The organism is Arthrobacter sp. JB02-1C, from assembly GCF_057748045.1.
On sequence record NZ_CM173235.1, the window covers coordinates 2,036,595 to 2,053,536 of the forward strand.

Here is a 16,942-nt window from a genome sequence, read left to right on the forward strand (position 1 = left end):
GAACGGGGCTTCCGCCGTCGGGCGGCCGCGGGCTAGAGTCGCGCGATGGGGACCAACGAAGACGTGTTCGACGGGCCGCCAACCGGCTTGCCCGCACCGATGGCGCGCGGCACCGCACTGTACCGGCCGGCCGCCGGCCCTCCCGCCGCGGTCAGGCACGCGCGCGGTTACGCGCCGTTCCTCGAGTTCTGTGCCCGCCATGGTGAGCCGGCCGGGGAACTTGCCGCGGACCCCGCCCGGCTGATCCGATTCCTCCGGTCCTCCGGCCCTGAACTGGAGGACGACGCCAAACTCCTCGCCGCCGCGGCCGTCTTCACCGGCAACACCCTCGCCGGGCTGCGGCCCGACGCGCAGTGGACCACCTACGACGGTGCGGCCGCCACCGTCGGGAACCGGCAGACGGGGTACGAGCCCACCCGGCTCGTGCAGGCGCTGCGCGGCGCCGACGAGGAGGCCGTGAGCGGTCTGCTGGCCAAACTGTCGGAGTGGGCCGGCGAAGAACCGGACCCAGCGCCCGTACAACGGCCCGTCCCGTTCCCTCCGCCCGCCGGCGCGCCCCGCTACGTCCGGCCGCCGCTGCCGACGTCGGCGTACTACTCCGCCACGGGCGAGTCCATTAGCTACGGACGCCGCTGGGGCCCCGACGGTCCGGACGCCGGGTCCTACGGTGTCGACAGCCACCCCGAGCGGTTCGCCGGGCTGCACCAGGTCGCCCAGGCCCTGATCGACTACCTGGCTTCCGTCTACGACGTCGCGGTGGACGAGGGGCCGGCGGCCGCGGAGGACCTGCTCCGCGAGGCGCCGAACGTCCGGCGCGCCGTGCGGGTAGCGCCGCGCCGCACCGGGGCGGCGGCCCTGACGTTTGTGCTGACCGGCTACCCGGGCGTTCTGGTGCACGCGGGGGAGCTGCACGACTTTCCGTTCCCGGTCTGTGGCTGTGACGCCTGCGACGAGACCGCGGAGTCGGCGGCGGCCCGGCTCGAGGAACTGGTGTTCGCGGTCGCGGCCGGCGGCTACAGCGAACGCTATCCGGTGGGCCCGCGCCGGTGGAGCGAGTATGCGCTGAGCGCCGCCGACGGGTCCGGTTCGCAAAGCGGCCGCGGTGAACCCGCCACCGCCGACCCGGCCCGCCTGCAGGCCGCGGAGCGCCGGCTGGGCCGGCTGGCCGGCGGCTGGGCTCCCTGGCCGTTGCGGCGGAGCTGACCCGGGCTCTCGGGTCGGCGATTTTCTTAGTCAAGATTGCGCGTGCATATTTCTCCGTAACACAGGAGATTTCTAGGAACTAAGTGATAGTTGAAACTCGAACCGCGGGTTACTATGTGCAGATTCCGGCGAACCGGACTTTTTGGTTGCGCAGCTTCTGCTGATGCACGAACTTGGGGGAAATACATGCTCGCAACGACGAGTCGGCTCCGCTTGCCTGCCTTACTTAGCGCACTTTTGGCGCTAATCATGATGCTCGGTGCCGTACCTGCGACAGCTGCCGATACAACCACTACAGGTTCGATTCAGGGCACCGTGCGGGCCCCCTCCGGCATGGATATCTCGGGTACATCTGTATACGCCTACCTCTCCGACTCTGAGGCCCCGCCGTACAGCGCGCAAATTGGGGCGGACGGCACCTACAAGATCACCGGCCTGCCGGCGGGCTTCTACAGAGTCCAGTTCTCCGGTTCGAATGGCAACGGGGCCCCCGAACAGTGGTACCAGAACGCGGCGTCCTTTGGATCTGCCACGGCGGTCGCGGTTGCGGCGGGGCAAAACGTCTCGGGAATTGACGCAACCCTGGTGAACGGCGCCACGATCAGCGGAAAAATCACCGCCCCGGTGGGGGTGCTCCTGTCCAACGTCTACGTCAATGCCATCCCGACCGCGGCTCCAGGGCAAGCAGGCCAGTTTGCCAGTGTGGCCCTCGACGGCAGTTACAAATTTGCGGGTCTTTCGGCCGGCTCCTACAAGATCAGGTTCTCCGGCCAGGGCAGCGTGGCAATGGAGCAGTGGTATAAAAATGCCACCTCCTTTGAAACGGCCACTGCAGTGACCGTTTCCACGGGGCAGAGCGTCACAGGAATCAACGCGGCCCTGGTGACGGGCGCCGCGATCAGCGGCAAGGTCACCGTCCCCGCGGGCGTGAACGCCACCACCCTCATGGTGAGCGCGACTCCGGCCGACGCGCAATGGCAAGCAACGCAGTCAGGCGCTGTGGCGCAGGACGGAAGCTACAAGATCAGCGGCTTGCCGGCAGGTTCCTACAAGGTCCGGTACTTCGGCTGGAACAGTGGAACCCTCGACCAGTGGTACAAGAATTCGGTGTCCTTTGAATCCGCCACGGCAGTGACCGTAGCCGCAGGGCAGCAGCTTGGTGGTATCGACGCTGCCCTGGTCTTGGGTGCAAGCATCAGCGGCAAAGCCACTGCGCCCCCCGGCGTGAACCTTTCCAGCCTGTCCGTCTCTGCCTCGCTGCCCGGCTCGGAGGGGCAATACATAATGTCTGCCAGCATCGGCACAGACGGGAGCTACAAGCTCGCCGGGCTCGCCGCGGGGTCCTACATCATCGGGTTCTCCGGCAACGGAATCCTCGGACAGTGGTACCCGAATGGCGCCAACGTTGACACTGCGGTGGCGGTCACTGTCGCTGTCGGGCAGGCTCTCACCGGTATTAACAGCAATCTGGTCAAGGGTGCCAGCGTCAGCGGAAAAGTCACGGCGCCGCCGGGCGTGAATCTGTCCAACCTTTCAGTCATGGCGACTTCGGCAGCCTCACAAACCCAAGCCGGCCCACGTGCCAACGTTGCGCCTGACGGCAGCTACAAGATCAGCGGGCTGCCGGCAGGCGCTTATAAGATCCTGTTTGACGGCAGGAACTCTGGCGCCATGGAGCAATGGCACCTGAATGCCTCCTCGTATGACAAAGCCACGCCCGTAACCGTCGCTGCGGGCCAGGATCTCACCGGAATCAACGCCACCCTTGTCAGGGGCGCCACAATCAGCGGCAAGGTCACCGCCCCCGCAGGCGTGACTCTAGCCGCCGCCTACGTCAGCGCCTACTCGGCGAGCACGAGGAACCCGACGAACCAGTCCGCCAGCGTCAATCCAGACGGCAGTTACAGAATCACCGGCCTCGCGGCAGGATCATACAAGCTCCAATTCTCCGGCTGGAACACGGGCGCCCTCGAGCAGTGGCACAAGAATGCAGCTTCCTTTGACACCGCCACTCCCGTCACCGTAACGGCAGGACAAGACCTCACCGGCATTAACGCCGCCTTGGTCAAGGGCGCAACGATTAGCGGCAAGCTCACCGCCCCGGCAGGAGTCAATGTTGCCGGAGCATACGTAAACGTCTGGTCCGCGGCGTCAATGACCCCCGTGGCACAAGCCATCAGCGTGGCGCCGGACGGCAGCTACAAGGTCATCGGCCTCGCGGCTGGATCGTATCGACTCCAGTTCGCTGGCTTTGACACCGGCGCCGTGGAAATCTGGCACCAGAACGCGGACTCGCCGTACAAGGCCACCGCAGTCACCGTCACCGCCGGCCAGGACCTGACCGGAGTCAACGCCACCTTGATCAAGGGCGCGACGATCAGCGGCAAAGTGACAACTCCGGCTGGAGTCGATGCGTCGAGCATCAGGGTCGAAGCGACGCCGTCGGCCCCAACGGACCAGCCCCGCACTTACGCCGCCTGGGTGTCGGCGGGAAGCTACAGAATTATCGGCCTGCCCGCCGGATCCTACAAGCTGGCTTTCCGGGGAGGGTCCACCGGCGCCGTTGACCAGTGGTACAAGGGCGGCACATCCTTCGAGACGGCCACACCCATAACCGTTACGGCCGGCCAGGACCTGGCCGGCGTCGACGCCGCCGTCGTCAGGGGAGCGACCATCAGCGGAAAAGTTTCAGCCCCCATCGGCGTCGAGCTCAGAAAGACGATCATGCGCGGCGTCCCCGTCGCTGCGACGGAAGTCCGCGTTTACGCCGCAGGCTCGTCGACGACCCAAGTGGCCCGCGCCGACGTGAGCGCCGACGGAACCTACCAAGTGGTGGGGCTGCCCGCCGGGCCCTACAAGCTCTTCATCTCAGGTTGGAACACCGGGGCAGCCGACCAATGGTTCGACCGGGCCGCCACCTTCGACACGGCCCGAACCCTGGCCGTGACCGCGGGGCAGGTCCTGACCGGCATCAACCCCGCGTTGGTAGCCGGCTCCACCATCAGTGGCAAGCTCACCGGCAGCACGCCGGACTCCACTCCGGTCAGCGTGTTGAACGCCGCCGGTGCCGTCGTGAAGAGCGGCTACGCAGGCTTGGACGGAACCTACAGCATCACCGGTCTTGCCGCGGGCTCCTACAAAGTCGCCTTCAACCGGGCCAGTGGCTCATCGGTTGCCGAGGCCCAGTACTACAACAACAAGCCTGAATCCGCCGGGCTCGGCGCGGCTCAGACGCTGACTCTCGCGTCCAGTCAGACCGCGGCGAGCATCAACGCCACTCTGGCCCCAGGCGCAACGATCACCGGGGTGCTGAAAGACAAGGCAGGCAACCCGCTGCCCAACACCGGAGTGCAGGCGTACACCCGCGACGGCAGTCTTGTCACCCGAAGCGGGACCACGGACTCGAGCGGAAGGTTCGCAGTCGGAGGATTGAGCAGCGGCAAATATGTCGTCACTGCCCGGTCAGGCGCGGACGGAACACGGGTCTATTCAGGTAATGCCCCCACCGAGGCGGCTGCTACAGCGGTAGCGACCACGGTCGGCAAGACCACTGACCTCGGCACCCTCACCTTCGGTCCCACCGCGCCGGTGGCGTTGACGGTTGCTCCGGTTCCGACGGTGTCCGGGTTGACGGTGACCGGGGAGAAGCTGACGGCGGTTCCGGGGGTGTGGGGTCCGGCGCCGGTGGCCCTGGCGTATCAGTGGAAGCGGTCCGGGGTGAATATCCTGGGTGCGACGGCGAGCACGTATGTGTTGACGGCCGCTGATTTGGGCAAGGCGATCACGGTGACGGTGACCGGGTCCAAGGCGGGGTATGTGAGCGCGGCGAAGACCAGTGCCGCGACGAAGGCGGTGACGGCGCCGGTGGCGTTGACGGTTGCTCCGGTTCCGACGGTGTCCGGGTTGACGGTGACCGGGGAGAAGCTGACGGCGGTTCCGGGGGTGTGGGGTCCGGCGCCGGTGGCCCTGGCGTATCAGTGGAAGCGGTCCGGGGTGAATATCCTGGGTGCGACGGCGAGCACGTATGTGTTGACGGCCGCTGATTTGGGCAAGGCGATCACGGTGACGGTGACCGGGTCCAAGGCGGGGTATGTGAGCGCGGCGAAGACCAGTGCTGCGACGAAGGCGGTGACGGCGCCGGTGGCGTTGACGGTTGCTCCGGTTCCGACGGTGTCCGGGTTGACGGTGACCGGGGAGAAGCTGACGGCGGTTCCGGGGGTGTGGGGTCCGGCGCCGGTGGCGCTGGCGTATCAGTGGAAGCGGTCCGGGGTGAATATCCTGGGTGCGACGGCGAGCACGTATGTGTTGACGGCCGCTGATTTGGGCAAGGCGATCACGGTGACGGTGACCGGGTCCAAGGCGGGGTATGTGAGCGCGGCGAAGACCAGTGCTGCGACGAAGGCGGTGACGGCGCCGGTGGCGTTGACGGTTGCTCCGGTTCCGACGGTGTCCGGGTTGACGGTGACCGGGGAGAAGCTGACGGCGGTTCCGGGGGTGTGGGGTCCGGCGCCGGTGGCGCTGGCGTATCAGTGGAAGCGGTCCGGGGTGAATATCCTGGGTGCGACGGCGAGCACGTATGTGTTGACGGCCGCTGATTTGGGCAAGGCGATCACGGTGACGGTGACCGGGTCCAAGGCGGGGTATGTGAGCGGGGCGAAGACCAGTGCTGCGACGAAGGCAGTGACCGCCGGCTAAACTGTCCCGCGCCGCTGTAGGCGCCCCCGTCCACCGCGCCGCAAACTGAGCACCAAAGGAGACCCGTGTCCCTCCCCATCCGAGCGTTGGAGAGGGCGCGGGTCTTCGCGCCCCAACTGTGCGTTGGGCTGTTCGCCTCATCTGTCCTGGTCTTCCAGCCCGGCGGGCTGTTTCGGTTTACCTGGATCAAGGTCCTCTGGCTTCTCATTGCCCTTGGGGTGGGAGCCCTTGCGCACGGAGGAGGCAGGCTGCCGCGGAACGTCCGTTGGGCACTGTGGGCAGCGGCACTGGTGCTCGTCGCCGCCATCGCGTTCTCAGCTAACCCGATGGTCAGCCTCCTGGGACGCTGGCCCCGGTTCGAAGGGGCGCCGGTCATCGCGCTGTACTTCGCTGCCTTTGCTTTAGGCGCCAAGGTCTTTGGCGGTCCGGCCAGCGCCCGGCACTGGGCTGCCTTCCGGAGCGTCCTCGCTCCCGCTGCGGTGATAGTAAGCCTGGTGAGTGCGCTTGAGGCGGCTGGCTTCCGGCCACTGGGCGGCGCAGACGACCTGCGGCCCGGGGCGACCCTGGGCAACGCGACGGACCAAGGAATCATCGGGGTGTTGGCGGCCGCGGTTCTGGCCCTGCCCGCCCTGCGCGGCCCCAACTGGACGGCACGCATCGGCCTGGCAGCGGCGGTCCTGACAACCGTGATGTCCGGTTCCCGGGCCGCAATACTTGGCCTCGCCGCCGTCGTCGTGCTGCTCACCGCGACGGCGGTACGCCGTGCTCCACGCCGGACCCGCACCATCGTTGCCGGCGGGGCGGCGCTCCTCGTGCTGGCCGCCGCCGCCGTCGCGGTGCCAGCGGCTCGAGAACGCCTTTTCAATCCCGACACCATCAATGGCAGGTGGCTGCTGTGGGGTGAGAGTCTTCAACTCGTCGCCGACCATTTGTGGGCGGGCGTCGGCCCAAATGGATTTGTGGATGCGATCACGGGCTACCACACCCTCGAATGGGCAGTCCGGGTGGGCAATACCTTTCCCCCTGACTCGCCGCACTCATGGCTGCTGCAGGCCGCAACAGCGGGTGGATTGCCCCTGCTCGCAGCGGCAGTCCTGCTGACGGCACTGATCCTCCGCAGCGCGCGAGCGAACATCCTCAGCGCGGAACAACGAGTCGACCGAGACAATTTGACCGGTGCACTGGCAGCCGCGGCCGCCTACGGGCTGATACTTCTGACCGGATTCACCTCGCCGGCCACCACCCCCTTGGCAGCCGTTATCTGCGGAAGCCTGGTATCCACGCCTAAGGCGGCTGGGCAGAGCCTCCTGCCTGCCGCGAAGGACCGGTCCCTGTTCCACAAATGGCGCGCTTTCCCGGCCAAAGCGGTGGCATCGGTTGCGCTCTTCGCGCTCGGATTCAGCTTCGCAGCCCCGGCGACGCTCGCGGAATGGCCGATGGCGGCAGCAACTTCTGCCGTCGACGCGGGTGACCTGGCGACGGCGGAGTCCCAGTTCCAGCGCGCTTACGGCTTGCGGCCCTGGGACTCGGATACAGCACTCCTGGCGGCGCAGGCCTTTGCCGGTCCCGCGGCCGACGGCGACGTTAGAGCAGCGAAGCACGCGATGGACTGGGCCCGCATTGCCCTGGCCCGGACGCCGGAGTCGTCAGAAGCCGGGGTGGCCCTGGCCATCGGCTACATCAACAGCGGCAGCCTCCAACAGGGCAAAGACATTCTCGAGGGGGTTATTGCCCGTTCGCCCTCTGACTCCGGTCCGTACCTCCAGCGCGCTGTGGCCAACTTCGGCCTGGGCCAGGTCAAGGACAGCATCGCCGATCTGACGGCCGCAGCAGAACGGGACCCCCGGTCCGCGGAACCGTGGACTGTGCTAGCCCGGATCTACGACAGACTGGGCGAATCGCAGGCTGCGGGACAAGCGCGGGCCCGCGCGGAGGCCCTGCGGGCAGGCTAGTGCGGGCGTGGTAACCCGGCCCACAAAAGTCCTGTAGTGTTGTTCCTGTTGTTGTGTTTATGCAGTTCGTAGTTCAGGCAGTACGCGCGGTCGAAAGTCCGTGTTCTTCTGAAGCAGCGGTTTTGAGCACCCCACACCGGAGGACCCGAAAGTCGGGACTTTTCCTCTACCTTCACGAAGGACAAAAATAATGGCTACTGGTACCGTCAAATGGTTTAACGCTGAAAAGGGCTTCGGCTTCATTTCCCCCGATGACTCCTCGCAGGACGTCTTCGCGCACTACTCCGCGATCGCTTCCTCCGGCTTCCGCTCCCTCGAAGAGAACCAGAAGGTCTCCTTCGAAACCGAGCAGGGCCCCAAGGGTCCCCAGGCCGTCAACATCCAGTCCCTCTAATTCTTTAGAGACTCTGGACCGTTAGGTTTCGAGCAGGGCCCGTCTTCGGACGGGCCCTGCTTTTGTTTAACCTGCGTGTGCCACATCGCGGCGGCGGGCGGGAAGGGCTGTTCCGGCACCCGGGATAGCGGGATGATTAATACATCACCGCACGCGAGGTGCATGAACCATGGAAATATTCGCAATCCTCCTCGCCGCCGCCGGGCTGGCCGCCATTGCCGGCACCATTGTTGCCGACGCGCGCGACGGCCACGGCCACACCCCGGAGATTCTCTCCGTCGAACCGTGGAAGGCGGGCAACCTGCCGAGCGTCCCGTACGCCTCGGCGAGCCTGAACATCCGGAGCGCCCCGCGGCCGCGGTAGCCAGCCGCCGCCGCCCGGCCGGGAGGAGCCCGGCGCCCGGGCGCCGGGCCTACTTCGCAGTGTCCGCCTTGGGCCCGGCGCCGATGGCCCAGACCCGCGGGGGAGTGGTGCCGTTCACGGCGTAGTCACCCACGATGCGGGCCTTGAAGACCCACGGATTGTGGCTGGCGGCCGTGCGCGCGTTCCGCCAGTGCCGGTCCAGGTTCTTCTTGGTGCTGGTGCCGGAGGCCGCGAGGGCGTCGAAGATGTCCGAAGTGGCCCGGGTGGCAAGCTCGGTCAGGATGATCTGCGCCTGCGCGGTCTCCAGCTCGGCGGCGTCGTTGAGGCGCTCCTCCTCGTCCGGATCACCCAGGAATGCCCCGTCGTAGGCGCCCTGCAGCGCCCGGGCCGCGCGCTCCAGCGTGGCGTCGGCCGCGTAGGCCTTGGCCGAGACCTGGCCCACGACCTGCAGAATCTGCGGATCCGCCGCGAAGGAATCGGCGTTCCCGTGCGAGAAGATCCGGGTCCGGTTGCGGACCTCCGCGGCGATCTCCCGCTCGGCGGCCTTGATGCTTCCGGCCAGCACGGCCAGCAGCACTGCCTGGTAGAACGCCGTCTGGTACTTGAACCGCGTGTCGAAATCGATGACATTCCCGGCCTCGACCACCGCGTCCGTGAAGGTGCTGGTGCCCGAGCCGGTGGTCTGCTGCCCAAAACCGTCCCAGTCGTCCGAGTGCGCGACGCCCGGCTGGTGCGCGTTGACGACGGCGATCACCTTCACACCGTTGTCCGTGCGCTGCGCGAAGGTGTCGATCCAGTCGGCGAAGATGCTGCCGGTGGAGTAGTACTTCGTGCCGCTGATCCGGAACCCGCCGGTACTGCTCTCCGGGTCCGGACTGACCTTGGTGATCACGTCGCCGATTTTCACGGTTCCAACCTCGGTCCACGAGTTGCCCGCGATCTCGCCCTTGACGAACCGTTCCAGCCACACCGCGCGCTGCGCGCCGGTGGAGACCAGACGGTCTTCAACGAAGGCGAAGTGCCCGCGGAGGGCCTGCGGGATGTTGGAGTCAGCGGCCGCGAGCTCGCTGAGCAGCCGGAAGAGCTGCGGCAGGGAGGCGCCCAAACCGCCGTCGGACACCGGAACGCGGAGGGCGCCGAAGCCTGCCGCGGTGAGCTCCTTGATTTCCGCGAACGGCAGCGTGTGGTCCTGTTCCCGGGCGCTGGCGCCTTCGGCGATGCGGGCAAAGATGGGGCGGAACCGGCCGGCGAGGGTCTGGTAGTCGGCTTCGGGCACAGCGGTAATTACTGATGACATGGCATGGCCTTTCGTCTGTGGTGTGAGCTTGGAGTTGGTGGGGTGATGGTTACGCGGTGGCGGGTTCGACGGCGGCGGGTGCCGTTGCGGCATCCGCAGGAGTCCGCGCAGCGGCGGACCTGGCCAGCGCCAGGGCCCCGGCGAACGCAGCGGCGACGACGACGGCGGCCAGCACCGCCGCGGACCAGCCGGCCGGCCACGCGCCGGAGAGTCCCAGCAGGGCCGGCGTCGTCGTCGTGAGCTGTCCGGTCAGCAGGGCCGCCCAGCCGGTGAACGCCGAGAGCGAGGACCGTCCGCCGGCCAGGACCAGGAAGAACAGGAACCAGAGGACCGCCCAGCTGAGCCACAGCACGGCCAGGAACGGGTCTGCCGCGACGTTGGTCGCGGCGTAGAAGACGGCGAGCACGGCCACCAGGGCGCAGAACCAGCCGATGCCGGCCGAGCCCAGGCCGAGCACGGCGTTCAGTCCGACGTAGAGGTACGTGAGGCCGAAGAGCACGATGCCGGCGGCTCCGAGCAGCAAGGCGCCGTTACCGCCGGCCGCGACCGCGAGGAGCACGGCCAGCACGAGCTGGAACAGGCCGATGAGGATGTTGAACGCGCCGCTGTCACGGGCCGGGATGCGGCCCAAGAGGGCCAGGCCGTTGATCAGGAGGGCAGCGCCGGAAAGGATCAGGCAGATATATGACATGGAAAATTCCGTCCACGAGGACGCCCCGCCGACAGCGGGACTCGATGCTTGCCGCGGCGCTTATGCGCACGGCCGGATCTTCACCTGGGGCACCCCGCCACGAAGAGGGTTGCCGTCCAACAAGCCAGGGCTTAATGCTGGAACTCTTGATCTGTACCTAGGACACTAGGGGCCGCGGAAGGCCCCCGACAAGTAAGTTGCGTCACATGAAGCGCCCGACGATTGAAGCTACTGTCGGACCATGACGTCGGATGATTCAGTGCGGGAGGCAAAGGCAAAACTGCGCGCCGAGGTCCGGCGCGGCCGCCGGACCCGGGTGGCGGCGGAGCAGGGGCGGGCGGAACAGGGGCCGGCGGCGGCTGGCCTGACGGAGCAGCTGGTTGCCCTGGTTCGGCAGCGCGCCCCGGCCTTGGTGGGCTGCTATCTCTCGGGCGGCGATGAGCCCAACACCCGGCCGTTCCTGGCGTGGGCCGCCGCGAACGGCGTGGACGTTCTGGTTCCGCTGAGCAGGCCGGACGGGTTGCTGGACTGGGTGGCTGCGACCGGGGGACGCGAGCAGCCTGGGCTGTTCGGCATCTCGGAGATGGTCGGCGAGGTGGTGCCCGCCAGCGTGGTCCAGCGCATCGAGCTGCTGCTTGTTCCTGCCGCGGCGGTGGACCGTGCGGGAATGCGGATGGGATGGGGCCGCGGGTACTTTGACCGGGCCCTGGCATCCCTGGCGAAGCCTCCTGCGGTGTTCGCCGTCATTTATGATGAGGAGTTCCTGGATGTGGTGCCGCGGGAGAGCCACGACCGGCCGGTCGACGGGGTGGTCACGCCCGGCGGCACCACAGTATTTTGACCGGCAACGGCGCGCCCCCGGTCAGAGGGCGTCGGTGGGGGCTGCCCGGTGGTCGATGTCGGCCGTCAGCTTGTCGATCCGGTCCAGGGCGGCGTTGAGGTGCGTCACCGTCGCCCACAGGTCCGGGTGGTCGTGGCGGACCTGTTCGAGGCTGGCGCCGGCCGAGTTCAGCGCTGACAGGTCGTAGCTGACGTTGGTGCGCGCTCCGGTGAGGGCTGCCCTGAGGGCTCCAAAAGCGACAACCACATCGGCGATCAGCGCAGGGTTGCCGTGCGCTGCCAGCCATTCCAGGTCCGCGATGGCATCGATGGCCCGCTCGCCGAGCAGGGCAGAGGATTTTGCGGCCTCGACGGAGGCTTTGTGGATGGCGTCCTCGCGTTCGGGCCCGGGGTCCAGGCGGAAGGCGGCCCCGAAGGCTTTGGAGGCGGCGGAGTCGTCGTCGGCCAGGCGGAGCGCGGCTTCCCGCAGTGAACGGGCCCGGGTGTGAACATCCTCGAGTTCAGCGCGTTGCTGCTCATCGGCGTCGGTGTATCCGGCCACCATCGACGTCAGGGACCCGGCGATGGCAAGCATCACCGCGGACCCGGCACCACCACCGGGGGAGCCCACGGATTCCGCCAACGCGAGCGTCCACTGTTCAACCGTCGAACGCCGGGTTGTCACTGCTTCCGAATCAGCCATGAAACCAAGTCTGCCCCGACGCCGCGGGTGCCGTCACCCGCCGGCTGGCGTTTGCTGCAGTCCGAGCGCCGCTCCTTACTGCGCTGCTCCTTACGGCGCCGCTCCTTACGGCGTCGGCATGCCGCCGTTGACGTTCAGCGTCTCGCCCACCACGTAGCTGGACTCCGGCGAGGCGAGGAACACGTACGCCGGCGCCAGCTCGGCCGGCTGGCCGGCGCGGCCCAGCGGGGTCTGCTTGCCGAACTCCGGCAGTTCCTCGGTGGGCTGGCCGCTGCTGGGCTGCAGCGGGGTCCAGATGGGGCCGGGCGCCACCGCGTTGACCCGGATCCCCTTCGGTGCGAGCTGCTGCGCCAGGCCCTTGGTGAAGTTGTTGATCGCCGCTTTCGTGGTGGCGTAATCCACCAGGGTTTCCGACGGGCTGTAGGCCTGGATCGACGTCGTATTGATGATGGTCGATCCGGGCGAAAGGTGCGGCAGCGCCTCCCGGGTCAGCCAGAACATGGCGTAGACGTTGGTCTTGAGCGTGTGGTCGAACTGGACGTCGTCGATGTCGCGAAGGTCCTGTTGCGCCACCTGCTTGCCGGCGTTGTTGACCAGGATGTCCAGTCCGCCGAGCTCCCGCACCGCGGTCTCCACCAGGTCCTTGCACACCGCCGAATCCTTCAGGTCGCCGGGTACCTTGATCGCCTTGCGGCCGGCCTTCTCGATCAGGTTCGCGATCCGGGCGGCGTCCTCTTCCTCCTCCGGCAGGTAGGACATCACGACGTCGGCACCCTCGCGGGCGAAGGCGATCGCCGTCGCGGCCCCGATCCCGGAATCCGCGCCGGTGATGATTGCCTTCCGGCCCTCCAGCCGGCCGGTGCCGCGGTAGCTCTCCTCGCCCAGGTCCGCCTTGGGCGTCATCTTTGCGTCCAGACCGGGCTCCGGCTGGCTCTGCTCGGGCGGTTCGACCTGCTCGTACGCGGTAACGGGATTCCTGAACGTGTACTGGTCAGTCATGGTTCTCCTCCGGATGGTTGCGGTCGGCTGGCATCCACATGCTAAGCATGCTTAGTAACCAGCGTAAGCAGAGCGGGGGACAGGCGCAACGGCCGGGTTGGAGGTTGGTCGCCTGCGGACGGGGCTGCGCGGGGGTGGTGGGGCGGAAGGCACGGGTGGGCCGGCGGGCGCGGGTGGGCCCTGGCCCGTCGTCGGTGTCAGCGTGCCGGACCGCGGGGACCGGCCAGCTCCGCCAGCACCCGCGCCCCCGTGCGTGCGCCGTCGGCCGCGCGGAGGCGGGCCCCCAGCAGTTCCGCCGCCCGGCGGTGGCTCTCGGATCCCAGCAGGGCGGTAAGCGCGGCAGCGATCTGTTCCGGCGGAGATGTGCGGCGCAGGAGCACTCCCGCGCCTGCATCGCGGACGGCTTTGCCGATCATCGGCTGGTCCATCATGGGGTGCATCGGCAGGATCATCAGTGGCAGGCCATGGGCCAGCGCCCGCATGGTGGTGGCGTGTCCGCCGTGGCCGATGACCGCGCTGCAGCGGGGCATCAGCTGAAGATGGTCCACGTAGCGGTGCACCGTGGCGTTCGCCGGCGCGGACAGTTCCGCGGGGTCCACGGCAGGCCCGGTGGTCACGGTTAGCGTGATCGGCAGCGCGGCGGCCGCGTCCAGGATGTTCTGCAGCGCCCGCCGTTGCCCCGGAAACGCCGTGGTGCTCAAGCTGGCCAGCACCTCCGGCGGACCGCCTCCCGGCGTGTGCCCTGCGGTGCGGCCCAGCGCCGGCGGTGGTGCCTGTACTGTAGTGCCGCTCGCCCGGCCTGGGCCGATGCCGTCCAGCACCGCGCCGGACCACACCGGTCCCGTGGCGCCCGGCCCAGTGGCGCCCGGTCCGCTTGCACCGGGTCCGCTTGCGCCGGTGGGCGGACCGGCCGGGTCCAGGGCGGGATCTGCGCACACCAGCACCCGCTCAGCCTGTCGCAGCACGTGCCCCGGTGGCAGCCGCCGGAGCGCCAGCGCCGCCCCCATCGGCCCGCGCCGGAATGGTCCGTCGAAGAAGGCAAGGAAGCTGTGGACCAGCACCACGGGGCGGAGCCCGGCCTCCGCTGCCGCCCGGATCGCGCCCAGCAGCAGGCAGTCGACCACGACGACGTCGGGCAGCATGCGCCGCGCCTCCGCCACAAGGTCCCGGCCGGCGCCGGCGTCGCCGAACACCCGGAGCATTGCGGCGAACTGCCGGTGGGCAGGGATGTCGGCGACGGGATCGAGCGGCGCCGCGTCACGGTAGGGAATGAACTCGGCGCCGGAGGCTTCGACGGCCGCCGCTTGGCGGGGGTGTCCGAGGAACCGCACCCGATGCCCCTCGCGCAGCAGCTCGCGGCCGATGCCCAGGGCCGGCGGTAGGTTGCCGCCGGCGTCCAGCGTCGCAAAAAGAAAACTTGCCATCGGGTCCTCCTCGTGCTGCCTCCCGGGCTGCCCGACCTGATCCAGACCTGATCCAGACCTGATCCAGACCGACTGTCGCTAGGGCATGAAGCATAGTGGCGGTGCCGCCCGCGCAACAGGGCCCGGAGGCCTCCAGGGGTGTGAGCTACTCCATAGCATCTGATTGCCGGCTGCCGGCGCCGAAAACCCTGCCCTGCGGCTCGAAAATCCGCGGAACCACGCCGAAGTTGGTCCCTCTGGAGCCAGCCGGGCGTGGATTTGTTCCGGGTCGGTTTGGTGTGTAAAGTAGTTCGAGTCGCCGCCGCTGAAGCGGAAAGATAGCGACCGACCCCCTTCTAAACGGCCTGGAAAATGGTTCGCGAATTTGCGTGCTGATTTCGGGTGGGGGCCTGGCGTGTGGGACTGGTAATCGCGGAAACGTTGATTTGCAAAGGACCGCGGGGCCGGGTAAGTTTGAAAAGTTGCTCCGGAGCGATCCTGGACCGTTGGGTTTGGGTGGTGTCGGGTGTGTCTGTTGTTTGAGAACTCAATAGTGTGCCAAGTTTGTTGATACCAATTGTTTTATTGATTGGTTGTTTTGGCTGTGTTGTCCACCCCGTGGATGGCATGGTTTTTACAGCTGGTTTCAAATTTGTGCGACTGGTTTCTCCCGTTTTCCCGGGGGTGCCGGTTGTGTCTGTTTTACTTCAACGGAGAGTTTGATCCTGGCTCAGGATGAACGCTGGCGGCGTGCTTAACACATGCAAGTCGAACGATGATCTCCAGCTTGCTGGGGGGATTAGTGGCGAACGGGTGAGTAACACGTGAGTAACCTGCCCTTAACTCTGGGATAAGCCTGGGAAACTGGGTCTAATACCGGATATGACTCCTCATCGCATGGTGGGGGGTGGAAAGCTTTTTTGTGGTTTTGGATGGACTCGCGGCCTATCAGCTTGTTGGTGAGGTAATGGCTCACCAAGGCGACGACGGGTAGCCGGCCTGAGAGGGTGACCGGCCACACTGGGACTGAGACACGGCCCAGACTCCTACGGGAGGCAGCAGTGGGGAATATTGCACAATGGGCGGAAGCCTGATGCAGCGACGCCGCGTGAGGGATGACGGCCTTCGGGTTGTAAACCTCTTTCAGTAGGGAAGAAGCGTAAGTGACGGTACCTGCAGAAGAAGCGCCGGCTAACTACGTGCCAGCAGCCGCGGTAATACGTAGGGCGCAAGCGTTATCCGGAATTATTGGGCGTAAAGAGCTCGTAGGCGGTTTGTCGCGTCTGCCGTGAAAGTCCGGGGCTCAACTCCGGATCTGCGGTGGGTACGGGCAGACTAGAGTGATGTAGGGGAGACTGGAATTCCTGGTGTAGCGGTGAAATGCGCAGATATCAGGAGGAACACCGATGGCGAAGGCAGGTCTCTGGGCATTAACTGACGCTGAGGAGCGAAAGCATGGGGAGCGAACAGGATTAGATACCCTGGTAGTCCATGCCGTAAACGTTGGGCACTAGGTGTGGGGGACATTCCACGTTTTCCGCGCCGTAGCTAACGCATTAAGTGCCCCGCCTGGGGAGTACGGCCGCAAGGCTAAAACTCAAAGGAATTGACGGGGGCCCGCACAAGCGGCGGAGCATGCGGATTAATTCGATGCAACGCGAAGAACCTTACCAAGGCTTGACATGAACCGGAAAGACCTGGAAACAGGTCCCCCACTTGTGGCCGGTTTACAGGTGGTGCATGGTTGTCGTCAGCTCGTGTCGTGAGATGTTGGGTTAAGTCCCGCAACGAGCGCAACCCTCGTTCCATGTTGCCAGCGCGTTATGGCGGGGACTCATGGGAGACTGCCGGGGTCAACTCGGAGGAAGGTGGGGACGACGTCAAATCATCATGCCCCTTATGTCTTGGGCTTCACGCATGCTACAATGGCCGGTACAAAGGGTTGCGATACTGTGAGGTGGAGCTAATCCCAAAAAGCCGGTCTCAGTTCGGATTGGGGTCTGCAACTCGACCCCATGAAGTCGGAGTCGCTAGTAATCGCAGATCAGCAACGCTGCGGTGAATACGTTCCCGGGCCTTGTACACACCGCCCGTCAAGTCACGAAAGTTGGTAACACCCGAAGCCGGTGGCCTAACCCCTTGTGGGAGGGAGCTGTCGAAGGTGGGACTGGCGATTGGGACTAAGTCGTAACAAGGTAGCCGTACCGGAAGGTGCGGCTGGATCACCTCCTTTCTAAGGAGCACCTACAACAACCACGCCAGGCGTTATGTCTGTGTGGTGGTGTTGTCAGGAGTAGGCCCGTTGCGCAGGCGATTGTTCTGCGGCGGGTGCTCACGGGTGGAATATCAACAAATAGCGGCCGCTGGTTTTCTGCCGGCACCCAGTACGGTCACTTGTTCCCTTCGGGGGGCGGGTTGTCCT

11 protein-coding genes, 1 rRNA gene and 1 riboswitch are annotated in these 16,942 nt (G+C 66.5%); of the genes, 7 read left to right on the plus strand and 5 right to left on the minus strand.

The window, feature by feature from the left end; translation table 11 throughout:
- The first annotated feature begins 45 nt into the window (after nt 1-45).
- From AC3ANP_RS09780 to AC3ANP_RS09800, 5 genes are all read left to right on the plus strand, one after another.
- A complete protein-coding gene (locus tag AC3ANP_RS09780; protein ID WP_488329998.1) occupies nt 46-1,203 on the plus strand; it encodes a DUF6226 family protein in 1,158 nt (385 codons plus the stop codon).
- A 249-nt stretch (nt 1,204-1,452) separates the two neighbouring features.
- Nucleotides 1,453-5,898, plus strand: a complete 4,446-nt coding sequence (locus AC3ANP_RS09785; RefSeq protein WP_488329999.1) for a carboxypeptidase regulatory-like domain-containing protein — start codon at nt 1,453-1,455, stop codon at nt 5,896-5,898.
- A gap of 65 nt (nt 5,899-5,963) precedes the next feature.
- Nucleotides 5,964-7,850 carry an O-antigen ligase family protein gene (locus AC3ANP_RS09790; protein ID WP_488330000.1) on the plus strand — a complete coding sequence of 629 codons (1,887 nt, stop codon included), beginning with the start codon at nt 5,964-5,966 and terminating at the stop codon, nt 7,848-7,850.
- Between the two features lie 190 nt (nt 7,851-8,040).
- Nucleotides 8,041-8,244: a cold-shock protein gene (locus AC3ANP_RS09795; protein ID WP_066274236.1), complete on the plus strand. Its 204-nt coding sequence runs from the start codon at nt 8,041-8,043 to the stop codon at nt 8,242-8,244.
- 169 nt (nt 8,245-8,413) lie between these two features.
- The gene (locus tag AC3ANP_RS09800; RefSeq protein ID WP_488330001.1) at nt 8,414-8,608 is read left to right on the plus strand and encodes a hypothetical protein; all 195 of its coding nucleotides are present in this window, start codon (nt 8,414-8,416) and stop codon (nt 8,606-8,608) included.
- Nucleotides 8,609-8,657: 49 nt separating this feature from the next.
- Here the strand turns inward: AC3ANP_RS09800 and AC3ANP_RS09805 are convergent, their stop codons facing one another.
- A complete protein-coding gene (locus AC3ANP_RS09805; RefSeq protein ID WP_488330002.1) occupies nt 8,658-9,905 on the minus strand; it encodes an acyl-CoA dehydrogenase family protein in 1,248 nt (415 codons plus the stop codon).
- A 49-nt stretch (nt 9,906-9,954) separates the two neighbouring features.
- Nucleotides 9,955-10,596 (minus strand): AmiS/UreI family transporter, encoded by a 642-nt coding sequence (locus AC3ANP_RS09810; protein WP_488330003.1) that lies wholly within the window; start codon nt 10,594-10,596, stop codon nt 9,955-9,957.
- Between the two features lie 39 nt (nt 10,597-10,635).
- Nucleotides 10,636-10,748, minus strand: a riboswitch (SAM riboswitch).
- An 89-nt stretch (nt 10,749-10,837) separates the two neighbouring features.
- On the opposite strand from AC3ANP_RS09810, the gene AC3ANP_RS09815 reads away from it, so the two are divergent.
- Nucleotides 10,838-11,437, plus strand: a complete 600-nt coding sequence (locus AC3ANP_RS09815) for a 5-formyltetrahydrofolate cyclo-ligase (protein WP_488330004.1) — start codon at nt 10,838-10,840, stop codon at nt 11,435-11,437.
- Nucleotides 11,438-11,458: 21 nt separating this feature from the next.
- On the opposite strand, the gene AC3ANP_RS09820 is transcribed toward AC3ANP_RS09815, so the two are convergent.
- The 3 genes from AC3ANP_RS09820 to AC3ANP_RS09830 form a co-directional block, all read right to left on the minus strand.
- Nucleotides 11,459-12,118, minus strand: a complete 660-nt coding sequence (locus AC3ANP_RS09820; protein WP_488330005.1) for a cyclodeaminase/cyclohydrolase family protein — start codon at nt 12,116-12,118, stop codon at nt 11,459-11,461.
- A 105-nt stretch (nt 12,119-12,223) separates the two neighbouring features.
- Complete coding sequence (locus AC3ANP_RS09825; RefSeq protein WP_488330006.1) at nt 12,224-13,117, minus strand: glucose 1-dehydrogenase; 894 nt, start codon at nt 13,115-13,117, stop codon at nt 12,224-12,226.
- 197 nt (nt 13,118-13,314) lie between these two features.
- On the minus strand, nt 13,315-14,541 hold the full coding sequence (locus tag AC3ANP_RS09830) for a glycosyltransferase (protein WP_488330007.1): 1,227 nt from the start codon (nt 14,539-14,541) through the stop codon (nt 13,315-13,317).
- 686 nt (nt 14,542-15,227) lie between these two features.
- On the opposite strand from AC3ANP_RS09830, the gene AC3ANP_RS09835 reads away from it, so the two are divergent.
- Nucleotides 15,228-16,753, plus strand: a 16S ribosomal RNA gene (locus AC3ANP_RS09835).
- Nucleotides 16,754-16,942 lie beyond the last annotated feature (189 nt).